12 protein-coding genes and 1 tRNA gene are annotated in these 16,019 nt (G+C 68.9%); 11 read left to right on the forward strand and 2 right to left on the reverse strand.

All coding sequences use genetic code 11. The annotated features are described in order from the left end of the window. Positions 1-8 precede the first annotated feature (8 nt). Both LRM40_RS09005 and LRM40_RS09010 read right to left on the reverse strand, forming a co-directional pair. A complete protein-coding gene (locus LRM40_RS09005) occupies positions 9-1,673 on the reverse strand; it encodes a GMC family oxidoreductase (protein WP_151125318.1) in 1,665 nt (554 codons plus the stop codon). A gap of 12 nt (positions 1,674-1,685) precedes the next feature. Then, complete coding sequence (locus LRM40_RS09010; RefSeq protein WP_151125317.1) at positions 1,686-2,915, reverse strand: alkane 1-monooxygenase; 1,230 nt, start codon at positions 2,913-2,915, stop codon at positions 1,686-1,688. Positions 2,916-3,105: 190 nt separating this feature from the next. Here LRM40_RS09010 and LRM40_RS09015 point away from each other — a divergent pair, with 190 nt between their 5' ends. The 11 genes from LRM40_RS09015 (at position 3,106) to recC (ending at position 16,019) form a co-directional block, all read left to right on the forward strand. Beyond that, positions 3,106-4,185, forward strand: a complete 1,080-nt coding sequence (locus LRM40_RS09015) for an AraC family transcriptional regulator (protein WP_151125316.1) — start codon at positions 3,106-3,108, stop codon at positions 4,183-4,185. Between the two features lie 233 nt (positions 4,186-4,418). Next, positions 4,419-6,338, forward strand: coding sequence for a threonine--tRNA ligase (gene thrS, locus LRM40_RS09020; protein WP_151125315.1), 1,920 nt, complete (start codon positions 4,419-4,421; stop codon positions 6,336-6,338). A 105-nt stretch (positions 6,339-6,443) separates the two neighbouring features. Next, on the forward strand, positions 6,444-6,968 hold the full coding sequence (infC, locus tag LRM40_RS09025; RefSeq protein ID WP_151125314.1) for a translation initiation factor IF-3: 525 nt from the start codon (positions 6,444-6,446) through the stop codon (positions 6,966-6,968). 120 nt (positions 6,969-7,088) lie between these two features. Further along, entirely contained in the window at positions 7,089-7,292 is a 204-nt protein-coding gene (rpmI, locus tag LRM40_RS09030; protein WP_022981259.1) for a 50S ribosomal protein L35, read from the forward strand. Between the two features lie 26 nt (positions 7,293-7,318). Then, entirely contained in the window at positions 7,319-7,675 is a 357-nt protein-coding gene (rplT, locus tag LRM40_RS09035) for a 50S ribosomal protein L20 (protein WP_022981258.1), read from the forward strand. A 109-nt stretch (positions 7,676-7,784) separates the two neighbouring features. Next, positions 7,785-8,840 (forward strand): phenylalanine--tRNA ligase subunit alpha, encoded by a 1,056-nt coding sequence (gene pheS / locus LRM40_RS09040; protein ID WP_151125313.1) that lies wholly within the window; start codon positions 7,785-7,787, stop codon positions 8,838-8,840. A gap of 66 nt (positions 8,841-8,906) precedes the next feature. Beyond that, the gene (gene pheT, locus LRM40_RS09045; RefSeq protein ID WP_151125312.1) at positions 8,907-11,330 is read left to right on the forward strand and encodes a phenylalanine--tRNA ligase subunit beta; all 2,424 of its coding nucleotides are present in this window, start codon (positions 8,907-8,909) and stop codon (positions 11,328-11,330) included. A gap of 29 nt (positions 11,331-11,359) precedes the next feature. Next, positions 11,360-11,728, forward strand: coding sequence for an integration host factor subunit alpha (locus tag LRM40_RS09050; RefSeq protein WP_151125331.1), 369 nt, complete (start codon positions 11,360-11,362; stop codon positions 11,726-11,728). Between the two features lie 61 nt (positions 11,729-11,789). Further along, positions 11,790-12,263 carry a MerR family transcriptional regulator gene (locus LRM40_RS09055; RefSeq protein ID WP_151125311.1) on the forward strand — a complete coding sequence of 158 codons (474 nt, stop codon included), beginning with the start codon at positions 11,790-11,792 and terminating at the stop codon, positions 12,261-12,263. Between the two features lie 31 nt (positions 12,264-12,294). Further along, positions 12,295-12,371, forward strand: a tRNA-Pro gene (locus LRM40_RS09060). A gap of 156 nt (positions 12,372-12,527) precedes the next feature. Continuing rightward, a complete protein-coding gene (gene recC, locus LRM40_RS09065; RefSeq protein WP_151125310.1) occupies positions 12,528-16,019 on the forward strand; it encodes an exodeoxyribonuclease V subunit gamma in 3,492 nt (1,163 codons plus the stop codon).

Below are 16,019 nucleotides of genomic sequence, written 5' to 3' on the forward strand. Positions count from 1 at the left end.
ACGGTGGTTCAGCCCGCGGCTTCGGCCACCGGCGGCGCCGGCGCGATGACGGCGGCATCCTCCCGGCGCCAGCGGGCGGCCGCCATCCAGGCCGCTGCCCGCTCGGCCATCATGATGACCGGGGCGTTGGTGTTGCCGCTGACGATGCTGGGCATCGCCGAGGCGTCCACCACCCGCAGGCCCGACAGGCCGTGCACCTTCATCTGGGCGTCCACCACGGCCAGCGGGTCGGCGCCCATGCGGCAGCTGCCCACCGGGTGGTAGATGGTGTCGGCATGGTTACGGATGAATTCGGCGATGGCCTGCGGGTCCTGCGCGCGGGCCAGGGGGCCGGGCTCCTGCCCGCCCAGGGCCGCCATCGCGGGCTGGGCCAGCAGGCGGCGGGTCTGCTGCACGCCGCTGACCAGCCGGTCCAGGTCGTCGGCTTCGGCCAGGAAGGCCGGGTCAATCACCGGGGCGGCCAACGGGTCGGCGCTGGCCAGCGTCACCCGCCCGCGGCTCTGGGGGCGCAGCAGGCACACATGCACCGAGTAGCCGTGGCCCCACACCGCGCTGCGGCCGTGGTTGACCAACTGGCCCACCACGAAGTGCCACTGCAGGTCAGGCACGGCCTCGTCCGGCCGGCTGCGGAAGAAGCCGCCGGCCTCGGCGAAGTTGGAGGTCAGCAGGCCGCGCCGTTCGCGCCGCCATTGGCCGATGGCGCGGGCGATGTCCCAGCCGCCGCCCAGGCCGAGGCCGAAGCTCTCACGGGCCCGGGGCGCCTTGAGCACCATCACCACGTCCGGGTGGTCGTGCAGGTTGCGGCCCACGCCGGGCAGGGCGTGGCGCACCGTGATGCCGTGGCGCTGCAGCTCGACCGGATCGCCCACGCCCGAGAGCATCAGCAGCTGCGGTGACTGGAAGGCGCCTGCGCACAGGGCGACCTCCTGGCGGGCCATCAGCCGCAGGCGCTGGCCACGGTGCAACACATCCACTCCGCGCACCAGCCGGCCGTCGAGGATCAGGCGCTCGGCCCGGGCCTCGGTGAAGACCTGCAGGTTGGGGCGACCCAGGTGGGGGCGCAGATAGCCCTTGGCGGCGCTGAAGCGCTCGCCGTTCTGGTGGGTGACCTGGTACATCCCCACGCCCTCGAAGGCAGCGCCGTTGAAGTCCGGGTTCTCGGGCCAGCCGGCCTGGCGCCCGGCCTCGACGAAGCGGCGTGACAGCGGGTTGGGGTCGCACAGGTCCATCACATGCAGCGGTCCGCCCTGGCCGTGCCAGGCGTCAGCGCCGCGTGCGTTGTCCTCGGCCCGCTTGAACCAGGGCAGCACGGCGTCCCATGCCCAGCCGGGGTTGCCGGCGGCGGCCCAGCCGTCGTAATCGCTGCGGTGGCCGCGGATGTAGATCATCGCGTTGATGGAGCTGGAGCCGCCCAGCACCTTGCCGCGGGGCTGGTAGCCGCGCCGGCCGTTCAGCCCGGGCTGCGGCGTGGTCTCGAAGCACCAGTTGGCCTGGCCGGTGCGGGCCATCACGCCCAGGCCGGCCGGGCAGTGGATCAGCACGCTGCGGTCGGCTGGGCCGGCTTCCAGCAGGGCGACGGAGACGGCGGGGTCTTCGCTGAGCCGGCTGGCCAGCACCGAGCCGGCGCTGCCGCCGCCGACGATGACGTAATCGAAAGTCTGGTTGGGGGTCATGGTGAGGGGAGGTCAGGGCGTCGAGCGCGCCGGGAGGTCGGAAGCAGAAGAATGGGGAGAAGCGGGGGCCGGCTGCGCCAGGCCGTGGCGGGCCATCAGGCGCGTGCGGCGGCGCGGGTCGAAGTTGATGCGGTCCGGGTCGCGCCCCACCGACTCGACCAGGCGGCGGTCCATCAGCGCGAACCACAGCGGCGGAAGGTAGGCCACCGGGAACAGGCCGAAGTAGCCGCAGGGCAGCTGGGGTGCCTCGTCGAAATGCCGCAGCGACTGGTAGCGGCGCAGCGGATGGGCGTGGTGGTCGGAATGGCGCTGCAGGTGAAAGGTGGCCCAGTTGGAGAACAGGTGGTTGCTGTTCCAGGAGTGGCGAGGCTGGCAGGGTTCGTAGCGCCCCTGAGGGGTCTTCTGTCGCAGCAGCCCGTAGTGCTCCACATAGTTGGCAGAGGTGAGCTGGAAATTGGCCCACAGGGCAGTGGGCAGCAGGAACAGCAGCACCTGCGGCCCCAGCCACAGCACCAGTGCGGCCCACAGCGCCAGGCCCACCAGCATGGGCTGCAGGATCTCGTTGTGCAGCGACCAGACCGCCTGCCCATCGGCCCGGGTGCGGGCACGTTCGAGGGCCCAGGCGCGACGCCATGCCCCTGGCATCTCGCGCCAGACGAAGCGCCAGATGCTCTCGCCCATGCGGGAGGAGGCCGGGTCCTCCGGCGTGGCCACGTCGCGGTGGTGGCCGCGGTTGTGCTCGATGGTGAAGTGCCCGTAGAAGGTCGGCGCCAGGATCAGCTTGGCCAGCCAGCGCTCCAGCGTCGTGCGCTTGTGGCCCAGTTCATGGCCGAGGTTGATGCAGAAGCCGCCCACGCCGCCGGTGGCCAGCACCAGGGCCACCCGGTCGGCGGTGCTCAGACCGGGCTGCTGGCTGAACCAGGCCGCGAAGATGAAGCCCAGCCAGAGCAGCGGCACCAGGGCATAGGTGACCCAGCGGTAGTAGGGGTCGGCCTCCAGGGCCGGCACCGCGGGCTCGGGCGGGTTGCTGCTGTCGGTGCCCAGCAGCAGGTCCAGCAGCGGCGCCACCAGATAGACGAAGACGGTCGGGACCCAGAGCACCCAGTGCGAGGGATGCGCCGTCCACATCAGCGGGCCGGCGCCGATGCTCAGCGGCACCAGCAGCGACAGCAGCCAGGCATGGCGCTTGGGGTCGCGGTAGATCGGTGGACGGTCTGACGATGGCGCGGTGCTGGTGGACATGGCGGTCTCCCGGGGCGGAGGCCTCGTGCCGGCACCGTTGGCGCCGACCCGCAGGCCTGTGGTGGCCGCAGTGTCGACAGGGCAGGTACGCGCAACCACCGATGGTGCTGACAGCGGATCGTCATAAAGTGACAAAACCGTCCGTTTGACCTGCCACCCAGGGAAGTCCCTGAGCTCGCCTGGCCCCTCCGTGTCGCCCTCCACACTTTCTTCCCCAGCGGTCGCGCCTGCGCTCGATTCGCTGATCCATCCGATCTATGCCCGGCTGCTGCGGATGCTGCTGCAGCAGGCCGCCGTGGATGGCGACGGCGTGCTGGCCCTGGCCGGCCTGGACTGGTCCACGCTGGTCAGCGACGACCGTCCCCTGCCGCGCGAAACCATCATCCGGCTGATCGAGGCCGCGCTGGCCGCCTCGGGCCGGCCCTGGCTGGGCCTGGAACTGGGCCGGCAGGCCCCGGTCTCGGCCCATGGGCCCCTGGGCTATGCGGCCGTCACCGCGCGCGACCTGTCCGGTGCGCTCCAGATGCTGGCGCGCTACGGCGCCGTGCGCAATGCGTCGCTGGCCTGGGTCATGCGACCCGTGGCGGCCGGCCTGCACCTGCAGGCGGTGGAGCGGGTGGAGTGGGGGAGGGCGCGCGGGTTCTACCTGGACACCGTGGTGGCCGCGATGCTGTCGGTCATCGAATCCGCCCTGGGCCAGCGGCCGGCGGGCATCAGCGTGGACATGCCGCTGCCGACCCCGGCCTGGGCGGCGCAGTACCAGCGCTTTGCGCCGGTGCAGTTCCGTTTCGGTCAGCCCTTGCTGGCCATGACGGTCAGCGCCGAGGCGGCCCGGCTGCCCTGCCTGGGGGCCGACGCGCAGGCCCATGCCTCGGCCTGCCGCGATTGCGAGGCCGCCTTGGCCGTTCTGGCCGACCGCAGCCTGGTGCAGCAGGTATCGGCCCTGCTGGCGGCCGCGCCGGCGGGGGCCTACCCCGGCCTGCCGGCGGTGGCCCAGGCCTGCGGCCTGGGGCCTCGCACGCTGATGCGCCGGCTGGCTGCCGAGGGCAGTTCCTTTCAGCTGCTGCTGGACGCGGCCCGGCGCAACCGGGCGCTGTGGCTGCTGCAGCACACCCACCGCAGCGTGGAGGAGGTGGCCTCCGAACTCGGCTACCAGGACACCTCGAACTTCAGCCGCACCGTCCGGCGCTGGTTTGGCTGCACCCCGGGCGAGCTGCGCCGGCCATCGGCATCGGCCGCTCGGGAGCCCGCCCGGCCGGGCTATACTTGACCCCCTAATCACCCACAGCACAGAACCGGGAAAGGCAGCACGGGTTATGACACCGCGAACTTGCTCGATCTTCTTCGAAGAGGTCTGATCGGCCGCGGTGCACTTCTGCGTCTTTCGTTTGTGCTTTCGCAACGCGGCCCCGGTGGCCGCGTTTTGCTTTTCTGTGCCGGCCCTCGCGCACTCCCCCCTGAAATCCAGCCTGGCACCCGCAGGTGCCCCTTGAGGAATCTCCGATGCTCACGATCACCTTGCCCGATGGTTCGAAACGCGAATACCCGGCCCCGCTGACGGTGGCCGAGGTGGCGGCGTCCATCGGCACAGGCCTGGCCAAGGCCGCCCTGGGCGGCAAGATCGGCACGGGCGATGCCGCCAGGCTGGTGGACACCAGCTTCCGCATCGAGCAGGACACCGCGCTGGCCATCATCACGGACAAGCAGCCCGAGGGGCTGGAGATGATCCGCCACTCCACCGCCCACCTGCTGGCCTATGCGGTCAAGGAACTGTTCCCGGAGGCCCAGGTCACCATCGGCCCGGTCATCGAGAACGGCTTCTACTACGACTTCGCCTACAAGCGCCCGTTCACGCCCGAGGATCTGGCCGCCATCGAAAAGAAGATGGCCGAGCTGGCCAAGAAGGACGAGCCGGTGGTGCGCCGCGTGCTGCCGCGCGACGAGGCCGTGGCCTACTTCAAGAACCTGGGCGAGGCCTACAAGGCCGAGATCATCGGCAGCATCCCGAGCAACGAGGATGTCTCGCTCTACCGTGAGGGCGCCTTCGAAGACCTGTGCCGCGGCCCGCACGTGCCCAGCACCGGCAAGCTCAAGCACTTCAAGCTGATGAAGGTGGCCGGCGCCTACTGGCGCGGCGATCACCGCAACGAGATGCTCCAGCGCATCTACGGCACGGCCTGGGCCAGCAAGGAAGACCTGCAGCAGTACCTGACCATGCTGGAGGAGGCCGAGAAGCGCGACCACCGCAAGATCGGCCGCGAGCTGGACCTGTTCCACATCGATGAGCATTCGCCCGGCACCGTGTTCTGGCACCCCAAGGGCTGGACGGTGTGGCAGGAGGTGGAGCAGTACATGCGCCGCGTCTACCGCGAGAACGGCTACCAGGAGGTCAAGGGCCCGCAGATCCTGGACAAGGGCCTGTGGGAGAAGACCGGCCATTGGGACAAGTACCGCGAGAACATGTTCACGACGGAATCGGAGAAGCGCGACTACGCGCTCAAGCCGATGAACTGCCCGGGCCACATCCTGATCTTCAAGCAGGGCATCAAGAGCTACCGCGACCTGCCGCTGCGCTACGGTGAATTCGGCGCCTGCCACCGCAACGAGCCCACCGGCGGCCTGCACGGCATCATGCGGGTGCGCGCCTTCACGCAGGACGATGGTCACATCTTCTGCACGGAAGATCAGATCGAATCGGAGGTGGTGGCCTTCACCCAACTTCTGCAGAAGGTCTACAAGGATTTCGGCTTCACGGACATCATCTACAAGCTCTCGACCCGGCCGGAGAAGCGCATCGGCACCGAGGAAAGCTGGGACCGCGCCGAGGCCGCGCTGGCCAACGGCCTGAAGGCCTCGGGCTGCGAGTTCGAGTACCTGCCGGGCGAGGGCGCCTTCTACGGTCCGAAGATCGAGTACACGCTCAAGGACGCGCTGGGCCGGCCCTGGCAGTGCGGCACGATCCAGATCGACCCGAACCTGCCCGAGCGCCTGGACGCCGACTTCGTGGGCGAGGACGGCAGCCGCCACCGCCCGCTGATGCTGCACCGTGCGATCGTCGGCAGCCTGGAGCGCTTCATCGGCATCCTGATCGAACAGCACGCCGGCGCGCTGCCCGTCTGGCTGGCGCCGACCCAGGTCGTGGTGTCCTCCATCACCGACGCCCAGGCGGATTACGTCACGGACGTGGTGAAAGCGCTGCAAAAACAAGGGCTTAGGGTCCAGGCGGATTTGCGCAACGAGAAAATCACGTATAAAATCCGCGAGCATTCTTTGCAAAAAGTTCCGTACATCCTTGTCGTGGGCGACAAGGAGAAGGCAAGCGGGGCTGTTGCGGTGCGCGCCCGAGGCAACCAGGACCTGGGTGTGATGTCCCTCGCAGAGTTCCAAGAGAAGCTCGCGAACGACATTGCCACCAAGGTCTGAGGCGACCTCGGTTTTTTGCGTTCCAATCTTTTTCAACGGGGTTTTCCTCTTGCCGGAAGACCTGCATGAGGGGTTTTCACCATCGCTACCTTTGCCGACCGTCGGATGCCGAACGTCGAGCGCAAGCATCGACTCAACCGCGAGATCACTGCACCCCAGGTGCGTCTGAATGGCGTGGAGAACGAGCCGCTGGGCATCGTGAGCATTCAGGAAGCCTTGCGTTTGTCAGCCGAGCACGACGTCGATCTGGTCGAGATCGCAGCCCAGGCCGATCCGCCGGTGTGCCGGCTGATGGACTACGGCAAGTTCAAGTACCAGGAGCAGAAGCGCGCTGCCGAGGCCAAGTCCAAGCAGAAGGTCATCGAGGTCAAGGAAGTCAAGTTCCGTCCGGGTACGGACGAAGGCGACTACAACATCAAGATGCGCAATCTGCGCCGCTTCATTGCCGAAGACGGTGACAAGGGCAAGGTCACGCTGCGGTTCCGTGGTCGTGAAATCACCCACCAGGACATCGGCATGCGTCTCCTGGAGCGCATTCGCGACGAACTGGCCGATGTGGCGGTGGTCGAGCACATGCCCAAGCTCGAAGGCCGCCAGATGATCATGGTCCTGGCCCCGAAGAAGAAGTAAGCGTTTTCAAGGTTTCACCGCCCGGTCTGGTCACCGGGTGGCGAAGAGAAGCCACTGCAGGCCATCAAGTGCGGTGTGACCACGCCGCCGCCCAGCAGAGGTGTCATAAAAGGAGCAGTCATGCCCAAGATGAAGACCAAGAGCAGCGCGAAGAAGCGCTTCCGCGTGCGTCCGGGTGGTACCGTCAAGCGCGGTCAAGCCTTCAAGCGTCACATCCTGACCAAGAAGACCACCAAGAACAAGCGTCAGCTGCGCGGTTCGGCCAACGTCCATGAGACGAACATGGGCCACATCGCTCAGATGCTGCCGTTCGCCGGCCTGTAATCCACCAAGACTAGAAGGAGAAACACATGCCTCGCGTCAAACGTGGTGTTACCGCCCGCGCTCGTCACAAGAAGGTTCTGGCCCTGGCCAAGGGTTTCCGCGGCCGCCGCAAGAATGTCTTCCGCATCGCCAAGCAGGCGGTGATGAAGGCGGGTCAGTACGCCTACCGTGACCGTCGCGCCAAGAAGCGCGTGTTCCGTCAACTGTGGATCGCCCGTATCAACGCTGGCGCCCGCAGCCTGGGACTGACCTACAGCAAGTTCATGGCTGGCCTGAAGAAGGCCTCGATCGACATCGACCGCAAGGTTCTGTCGGACATGGCCATTCACGACCCGGCCGCTTTTGCCGCCATCGTCGACAAGGTGAAGGCCCAGCTTGCTTGATAACCCTGCAGGGTGACCAAGGCCTGCCTGGCAGGCTTTGAGAACCCTCTCAGGCTCTCAAAGGCCGTCACCCCAGGTGTCGGCCTTTTTTCATTGATTTGCACCGAACATGAACGATCTCGACCAACTGGTGAGCGCTGCGCAGGCGGATTTCGCCGCCGCCGCCACACCAGCCGAGCTGGAAAACGCCAAGGCCCGCTACCTGGGCAAGGCCGGTCAGGTGACCGAACTCCTCAAGGGCATGGGTGCCCTGTCCCATGAGGAAAAGAAGACCCGCGGGGCCGAGATCAACCAGACCAAGCAGCGCATCGAGTCGCTGCTGACCGAACGCCGCCAGGCCCTGGCCGAGGCCGAACTGCAGGCGCAGCTGAAGGCCGAGTCGCTGGACGTCTCGCTGCCCGGCCGCCAGCACGGCATGGGCGGGCTGCACCCGGTGTCCCGCACGATGGAGCGCATCGAGGCCATCTTCGGCTCGATGGGTTTCGAGGTGGCCGATGGCCCCGAGATCGAGGAAGACTGGTTCAACTTCACTGCGCTGAACACGCCGGCCGACCACCCCGCGCGCTCGATGCACGACACCTTCTATGTCGACACCCAGGCGCCGGACGGCAGCGGCCACCTGCTGCGCACCCACACCAGCCCGATGCAGGTGCGGCACGCCGTGCAGCATGTGAAGCGCCACGCCGCCGCGCTGGCTGCGGGCCAGGCCATGCCCGAGATCCGCGTCATCGCGCCGGGCCGCACCTACCGTGTGGACAGCGATGCCACCCACTCCCCGATGTTCCACCAGTGCGAAGGCCTGTGGATCGGCGAGAACGTGTCCTTCAAGGACCTGAAGGCGGTGTTCGCCGACTTCTTCCGCAACTTCTTCGAGACCGACGACCTGGAGATCCGTTTCCGCCCGTCGTTCTTCCCCTTCACCGAGCCTTCGGCCGAGGTGGACATCGCCTTCGCCAGCGGGCCACTCAAGGGCCGCTGGCTGGAGGTGGCCGGTTCCGGCCAGGTGCATCCGAACGTGGTGCGCAACTTCGGCCTGGACCCCGAGCGCTACATCGGCTTCGCCTTCGGCATGGGGCCCGACCGGCTGACCATGCTGCGTTACGGCGTGAACGACCTGCGCCTGTTCTTTGACGGTGACCTGCGCTTCCTGAGCCAGTTCAGGTGAGCCGGGCAGGGCACTCAAGCTGCCCGCCGCTCCCGCCCGTTTTCCAGAACATCATCGGATCCCAACATGCAATTCCCTGAATCCTGGTTGCGCGAGTTCTGCAACCCACCGATCTCCACCCAGCAACTGGCCGATCTGCTGACCATGGCCGGTCTCGAGGTGGAAGAGATGAGCCCGGTGGCGCCGCCGTTCACGAACATCGTGGTGGGCGAGATCGTCGAAGCCGAGCAGCATCCCAATGCCGACCGCCTGCGCGTGTGCCGCGTGGACGCCGGTCCGCACAGCAAGGACGGCCCGCTGCAGATCGTCTGCGGTGCGCCCAATGCCCGCGTGGGCATCCGTGTGCCCCTGGCCCTGGTGGGCGCCGAGCTGCCCCCGGGCGAAGACGGCAAGCCCTTCCAGATCAAGGTGGGCAAGCTGCGTGGCGTGGAGAGCTTCGGCATGCTGTGCTCGGCCCGCGAGCTGCAGCTCAGCGAGGACCACGGCGGCCTGCTGGAGCTGCCGGCCGACGCGCCGCTGGGCCAGGACATCCGCCAGTACCTGAACCTGGACGACACGCTCTTCACCCTCAAGCTCACGCCCAACCTGGCGCACTGCCTGAGCGTGTACGGCGTGGCGCGCGAGGTCTCCGCGCTGACCGGCACCCCGCTGAACGCCCCGCGCATCGACGCCGTGGCCCCCGCGCTGGACGACACCCTGGCGGTGGATGTGCAGGCCAGTGACCTGTGCGGCCGCTTCTCGGGCCGCATCGTGCGCGGCGTGAACACGAAGGCTCAGACGCCGGCCTGGATGGTCGAGCGCCTGGCGCGCTGCGGCCAGCGCGCGGTCAGCCCGCTGGTGGACATCTCCAACTACGTGATGTTCGAGCTGGGCCGTCCCTCGCACATCTTCGACCTGGACAAGATCCACGGCGGCCTGCAGGTGCGCTGGGGCCGCGAGGGCGAGACGCTCAAGCTGCTCAACGGCAACACCATCACGGTGGATGGCCAGGTCGGCGTGATCGCCGACGACCAGGCCGTCGAATCGCTGGCGGGCATCATGGGCGGTGACGCCACCGCCGTGTCCGACGACACCCGCAACATCTACATCGAGGCCGCCTTCTGGTGGCCCTCGGCCATTGCCGGCCGTTCGCGCCGCTTCAACTTCTCGACCGACGCCGGCCACCGCTTCGAGCGCGGTGTGGACCCGCAGCAGACGGTCGAGCACATCGAGCGCATCACCGCCCTGGTGCAGCAGATCTGCGGCGGCCAAGCTGGCCCGATCACCGACGTGCAGCCGGCCATGCCCGCACGGCAGCCGGTGCGTCTGCGCGTGGCCCGCGCGGCCAAGGTCATCGGCATGCCCGTCACCCAGGCGGAGTGCGCGGGCGTGATGCAGCGCCTGGGCCTGCAGTACACCGAAGGCGAGGGCGAACTGACCGTCACGCCGCCGTCCTGGCGCTTCGACCTGACGATCGAGGAAGACCTGATCGAGGAGGTGGTGCGCGTGCTGGGCTTCCACCGCCTGCCCGCCACCCCGCCGCTGGCCCCCGTGACCGTGAAGGTGCGCCCCGAGGCGCGCCGCAGCGGCCACGCCGTGCGCCATGCCCTGGCCGCGCTGGGCTACCAGGAAACGATCAACTTCAGCTTCGTCGAGGAACGCTGGGAGCGCGAGCTGTCCGGCAACGAAGACCCGATCAAGGTGCTCAACCCCATCGCCGCCCCGCTGGCCGTGATGCGCTCGAGCCTGATGGGCAGCCTCGTCAACGTGCTCAAGTACAACCTGGCCCGCCGTGCCTCGCGCGTGCGGGTGTTCGAGGTGGGCCGCGTGTTCTGGCGTGATGCCAGCGTGGCCTCCACCGACACCAGCGTCGCCGGGGTCTGCCAGCCCATGCATGTGGGCGGCCTGGCCTATGGTCAGGCGCTGCCGCTGCAGTGGGGCGAGACCGAGCGCAACGTCGACTTCTTCGACGTCAAGGGCGATGTCGAGTCGCTGCTGGCCCCGTACAAGGCCAGCTACCAGGCCGCCGAGCATCCGGCCATGCACCCGGGCCGCTGCGCCGCGGTGCTGCTGGACGGCGTGGTGGTCGGCCATGTGGGCGAACTGCATCCCAAGTGGCGCCAGGCCTATGACCTGCCGCAGGCGCCGGTGCTGTTCGAACTGAACCTGTCCGCGGTGCAGGCCCGCCCCGTGCCGGTCGCCCAGCCGGTGCCGCGCCAGCAAAGCAGCCTGCGCGACCTGGCCCTGGTGGTCTCCGACAAGGTCAGCCACGAAGCCCTGATCGACACCCTGCGTGCCGATCCGCAAGGCCTGGTGCGAACGGCGGTGCTGTTCGACATCTACAAGCCGGCCCAGCCGACGGCGGACATCCCGGCGGGCGAGCGCAGCCTGGCCGTGCGCCTGGAACTGCTGGACAACGAAGCCACGCTGAACGACGAGCGCATCGATGCGGTCATCGCCGCTGCGGTGGCCCGGGTGCAATCGGCCCACGGCGCACGCCTGCGTGCTTGAACGGAAGTAGAAAAGGGAAGTCGATGAGCATGGATGCCCAAGACGATCTGCCTGCCGGCGAGCGCGTGCTGCTGACCTCGGTGGAGACGCCGACGCTGACCAAGGCCGAGCTGTCCGAACTGCTGTTCGAGCGGCTGGGCCTGAACAAGCGCGAGTCCAAGGACATGGTCGAGGCCTTCTTCGAGATCATCACCGAAGCCCTCGTCAAAGGAGAGGACGTGAAGCTCTCGGGTTTTGGCAATTTTGCAATTCGTCGCAAAGCGCCGCGCCCCGGACGGAACCCTCGCACCGGAGAGTCGATCCCTATCAAGGCCCGCAACGTGGTCACTTTCCACGCCAGTGCCAAGCTCAAGGCGGTGGTGCAGGGCGACGTCCCGCCGTCGGAAGACTTCGAGTAAAGTTTCCAATCCCTGTTCGTGCCGGCCCCTGGGGCTGGCGTGCTCCTGCTGAACCCACGCCATGTCAGACGCCCACATCGAGCTGCCGGCCATCCCCGCCAAGCGCTACTTCACCATCGGTGAGGTCAGCGAGCTGTGCGGGGTGAAGCCCTATGTGCTGCGCTACTGGGAGCAGGAGTTCACCCAGCTGCGGCCGATGAAGCGCCGCGGCAACCGCCGCTACTACCAGCACCACGAGGTGCTGCTGATCCGGCGCATCCGCGAGCTGCTGTACGACCAGGGCTTCACGATCAGCGGGGCGCGCAACCGCTTGGTCGAGGGGGGCGCCGACGTTCCCTCGGCCGACGATGGGGTGCAGGTTCTCGAGCCGATCGACGACCAGGAAGACACCGTGGCGGCGACGGTTCCCATGGCGGCACTGGCCAGTCATCTGGCCATCGCTGAGCTGAGCGTGCGTCCACCGCTGCCGGACAACCCCAGCCTGGCCCAGCTGCGCGAAGAACTTCAATCAATTCACGAATTGCTTTCCATCTGACGATTTTTCGGTATATACTTCTAGCTTCAGTCGGGGTGTAGCGCAGCCTGGTAGCGCACTTGCATGGGGTGCAAGGGGTCGCGAGTTCGAATCCCGCCACCCCGACCAAAGAAAGCACAAGCCCGGTTCCGAAAGGAACCGGGCTTTCTGCTTTCTGGCGTGGCCTCTTGGCACCCGCCACACGCTGCCGTTCGCCCAGGCTCATCTCTTGAGCCACCTCTGTGCGAGTCTGATGAAGCCCTTCTTCCGACCGATACTCGCAGCATGAGCGCATCCCTTCCCACCGGCTTGTTGGTTCTGCACGGCAACCGCGCCGAACTGCTGGCCGAGACGGTGGCCGGCTGGCTGGCTCGGCAGCCGCTCTCGCCGCTGGAAGACGAGATCGTGCTGGTGCAGAGCAACGGCATGGCCGAGTGGCTGAAGATGACGCTGGCTGGCGCGATGGGCGTGTGCGCCGCCTCGCGGGTGGAACTGCCCGCACGCTTCCAGTGGTGGCTTTACCGCCAGGTGCTGGGGCGCGAGGGCGTGCCTCGCGATTCCCCGCTGGACAAGGCCGCGCTGACCTGGCGCCTGGTGCGCCTTCTGCCGGATCTGGCCCTGCAGCCGGGCTTTGCGCCGGTGGCCGGCTTTCTGCACGACGACGACCCCGAGCGCTTGCTGCAACTGGCCCAGCGTCTGGCCGACCTGCTGGACCAGTACCAGGTCTACCGGGCCGATTGGCTGGGCGACTGGGCGGAGGGCAGGGACGTGCTGCGCGACGGCCATGGTCAAACCGTGCAGTTGCCGGCCGATCAGGCCTGGCAGCCGCTGCTGTGGCGCGCGCTGCTGGCCTCGGTGGGGCCGGGCGCCCTGGGCGCCCTGCGGCCGCAGTTGCATCGCCAGGTGCTGGCCCGGTTGCACGAGGCCGATCACTTCGCCGGCCCCTTGCCGCGCCGCGTGGTGCTCTTTGGTATGACCCATGTGCCCCTGCCCACGCTGGAACTGCTGGCGGCCCTGTCGCGCCACAGCCAGGTGGTGCTGGCGGTGCCCAACCCCTGCCGTTTCCACTGGGCGGACATCATCGATGGTCGCGAATTGCTGCGTCAGCAGCGCCGCCGCCAGCCGCTCAAGGCCGGGCGCGATCTGGCCGAGACCCCGCTGGAGGCCCTGCACCTGCACGCCCATCCGTTGCTGGCCGCCTGGGGCCGCCAGGGGCGTGACTTCGTGCGCCAGCTCGATGCCTTCGACGACGCCCAGCAGGCGCGTCAGCGCTTTGCCCTGCCACGGCTGGACCTCTTCGACGAGGAGGGCGCCGACGACGGTGCGGTCGGGCTGCCGCTGCTGCGCCAGGTGCAGGCCCACATCCGTGACCTCACGCCACTGGCCGAGCATCCCCGGCCGGAGATCGTGGCCGACGACCGCTCCATCGTCTTCCAAGTGGCCCACAGCGCCATGCGCGAGGTGGAGGTGCTGCACGACCACCTGCTGCGCGAGCTGGCCCGGCCCGCCCCCGCGCCCGCGGGCGAGCGCGCCCTGGCCCCGCGTGACATCGTGGTGATGGTGCCGGACATCGAAGCCTTCGCCCCGGCCATCCACGCCGTGTTTGGCCAGTACGGGCGCCACGATGCCCGCCACATCCCCTACGACATCGCGGACCTCAGCGCCAAGCGCAGCAGCCCCATCGTCACCGCCGTCGAATGGCTGCTGCGCCTGCCGCAGCAGCGCTGTACCGCCAGCGAGCTGCGCGACCTGATCGAGGTGCCGGCCCTGGCCGCCCGTTTCGGCCTGGATGCGGAGGCCCTGCCGCGGCTGACCCAGTGGATGGAAGACGCCGGCCTGCGCTGGGGCCTGTCGGCCGCCCAGCGCGAGCGCCTGGGCCTGGCCGAATGCGGCCCGGTCAACAGCGCCTGGTGGGCGCTGCGGCGCATGCTGATGGGCTATGCCTCGGGCAACGCCCCACGTGCGGCCGGGGTGGACGAACCCTTTGCCGGCATCGAGCCCCATGCCGAGGTGGCGGGCCTGGAGGCCGAGTTGGCCGGGGGCCTGGCCGAACTGCTGGACCGCCTGAACCACTGGTGGCCCCGGCTGGACACGCCGGCCACGCCGGTCGAATGGGCCGAGCGCGGGCGGGCGCTGCTGGCGGATCTCTTCCTCGGCCGCAGCGAGGACGAGCGCCAGGTGCTGCAGGCGCTGGACGAGGCCCTGTCGCGCTGGCTGCGCGACTGCGACCTGGCCGGCTTCGACAGCCCGGTGCCCCTGGCGGTGGCGCGGGAAGCCTGGCTGGGCGCACTGGACGAGCCCGCGCTGAACCGGCGCTTCCGGGCCGGCGGCGTGACCTTCTGCACCCTGATGCCGATGCGGGCCATCCCCTTCGAACTGGTCTGCCTGCTGGGCATGAACGAAGGCGACTACCCGCGCCGCGCGCCGCGCAGCGACTTCGACCTGATGGCCCAGCCCGGCCAGGCCCGCCCGGGCGACCGTGCCCGGCGCGACGATGACCGCCAGCTGATGCTGGAAGCGCTGCTGTCCGCCCGGCGCCAGCTCTACGTGAGCTGGACGGGCCGCAGCGTGCGCGACAACAGCGCGCAGCCGCCCTCGGTGCTGGTGGCCCAGCTGCGTGACTACCTGGCTGCCGGCTGGAGCCCGGCCGTGGTGACCGAGCGCACGCGGGAGCATCCGCTGCAGCCCTTCAGCCGCCGCTACTTCGAGCCCGGCAGCGCCTTCCTGACCTATGCCCGGGAATGGCGGCAGGCCCATGCGGCCACCGTGGCGGAGGCGCCAGCACCCACCCCCGCGGTGCCGGAGGCCGAGGCCGCGCCGACGGTGCTGACGCTGGAGCTGCTGGCGCGCTTCCTGCGCAGCCCGGTCAAGGCCTTCTTCCGCCACCGGCTGGGCGTGGTGTTCGACGAGGCCGATGCACTCACCGAGGACGAGGAGCGCTTTGCGCTGGACGGGCTGGAGGCCCATGGCCTGCTGGGCCGTCTGCTGGAGCAGGCCGTGGGCGCGGCCGGCGAAGCCCAGGCTCCCGTGAACGCCGCGACCTTGGTCCAGCAGATCCAGCGCGAAGGGGCGCTGCCCCTGGGCGGGCCGGGGCAGAAAGTGGCCCAGACCCTGGCCGAGATGCTGGGCCAGCAACTGGCTGCCTGGGCGCGCGAACAGGCCCAGTGGCCCGAGTCGGCGCCCCATCGCCCGGTAGAAGCCCGTGCCGGCAAGGTGCTGCTGCAGGACTGGCTGCAGGGGTTGCGCCAGGCACCCGGCGGTCTGCCGGTGGCCCTGCTCATCACGCCCAGCCGGCTGGTCCAGGGCACGCCGGGCAAGGAGACCCCGCGGGTCGAGCCGCTGCTGGCGGCCTGGCTCTGGACCCAGGCCGCCGCCGCCATGGACACGCCGGTGGGCGTGGTGCTGGTGGGGCGGGACGCCACGCTGCGCTGCCAGCCGCCCGACGGCGAGGAGGCGAGGGCGGTGCTGCCCACGCTGCTTGAAGGCTGGCAGGCCGGCATGGACGCGCCCCTGCCGGTGGCCTTGCGCACCGCGCTGGCCTGGGTGCGGCAGGAACGACCCGAGCAGGCCTACGAGGGCAGCTTCACCCACGCCGGCGAGGTGGTCGACCCCTGCCTGGCCCGGCTGTTCGAGGATTTCGAGGCCCTGACGGCCGATGGCCAGTTCGAGGTCTGGGCCACGCGGCTTTACGCCCCGCTGGCGGCCTGGGTGGCGCAGCGGGTGCAGATCGAACTGCACGGCAGCGCGCTGGAGACCCCGGCTGAGGAGGAAGGCTGA

It is taken from the genome of Ideonella dechloratans, assembly GCF_021049305.1.
Classification (GTDB): Bacteria; Pseudomonadota; Gammaproteobacteria; order Burkholderiales; family Burkholderiaceae_C; genus Ideonella; species Ideonella dechloratans.

Coding starts and splice junctions, on each gene's coding strand:
- LRM40_RS09055 (WP_151125311.1), top strand. CDS start 11,790: ATGTCAGACGCCCACATCGAGCTGCCGGCCATCCCCGCCAAGCGCTAC.
- rplT (WP_022981258.1), top strand. CDS start 7,319: ATGCCTCGCGTCAAACGTGGTGTTACCGCCCGCGCTCGTCACAAGAAG.
- pheS (WP_151125313.1), top strand. CDS start 7,785: ATGAACGATCTCGACCAACTGGTGAGCGCTGCGCAGGCGGATTTCGCC.
- pheT (WP_151125312.1), top strand. CDS start 8,907: ATGCAATTCCCTGAATCCTGGTTGCGCGAGTTCTGCAACCCACCGATC.
- thrS (WP_151125315.1), top strand. CDS start 4,419: ATGCTCACGATCACCTTGCCCGATGGTTCGAAACGCGAATACCCGGCC.
- rpmI (WP_022981259.1), top strand. CDS start 7,089: ATGCCCAAGATGAAGACCAAGAGCAGCGCGAAGAAGCGCTTCCGCGTG.
- recC (WP_151125310.1), top strand. CDS start 12,528: ATGAGCGCATCCCTTCCCACCGGCTTGTTGGTTCTGCACGGCAACCGC.
- LRM40_RS09010 (WP_151125317.1), bottom strand. CDS start 2,915: ATGTCCACCAGCACCGCGCCATCGTCAGACCGTCCACCGATCTACCGC.
- LRM40_RS09005 (WP_151125318.1), bottom strand. CDS start 1,673: ATGACCCCCAACCAGACTTTCGATTACGTCATCGTCGGCGGCGGCAGC.
- LRM40_RS09050 (WP_151125331.1), top strand. CDS start 11,360: ATGGATGCCCAAGACGATCTGCCTGCCGGCGAGCGCGTGCTGCTGACC.
- infC (WP_151125314.1), top strand. CDS start 6,444: ATGCCGAACGTCGAGCGCAAGCATCGACTCAACCGCGAGATCACTGCA.